Consider the following 656-nt stretch of genomic DNA (forward strand, 5'->3'; position numbering starts at 1 on the left):
CCACCCTTGTTGAACAACTCCGCGCCGGTATTACCGAACCCGGCCGCCGCCAACAACGCCCGATCCAGATCCCGCTGCTGAGCATTGATCGTGCGCGCGGTGACCACCGCGTTGTTCAAAAAGTCGAACAGATCCGGCGACGCGTTCGCATACGCATCCCCCAACGCCGCCAACCGCTGAATATCCTTGCGCGCCTGCGGCAGCTGCGGATTCACATCATCAAGCAACGCATTGGCATTGGTCACCGACTGACCGAACTTCTCTCCCAACCCCGTCAACGACTGCGCCGCCGCACTCAACGTCAAATTCAGCTTGACCGGATCCACCTTCTCCGCGATCGACGTAATCGTCTGAAACAACGTGTTGATCTCGGTGGTCACCGACCGGGCATCGATCACCGTGTGCGACGAAATCTTCTGCGGCGACGGATTCGCCGGCGTCGTCAACGACACATACTTACCGCCGAACACCGTCGTCGCCTTGATATCGGCATTCACATTCGACGGGATCAACGACAAATACCGCGGATACACCTCCAACGTGAACTTCGCCGCCGGCTTCCCATCACGCACCGTCTCCGCAATCGACCCCACCCGGCCGATCTCCACCCCGTTATAAGTCACCTTCGAACCCGGATCCATCACCAACCCGGCCCG

Annotated in this window: 1 protein-coding gene; it reads right to left on the reverse strand. The window is 59.8% G+C overall.

The genetic code is table 11. The features are described from left to right. Positions 1 to 656, reverse strand: a 656-nt coding sequence (locus tag A5708_RS13675) for an MCE family protein (protein ID WP_155766013.1), incomplete at both ends; no start/stop codon positions are given.

Source organism: Mycobacterium colombiense (assembly GCF_001672755.1).
In the GTDB taxonomy this organism is placed as follows: Bacteria; Actinomycetota; Actinomycetes; order Mycobacteriales; family Mycobacteriaceae; genus Mycobacterium; species Mycobacterium colombiense_C.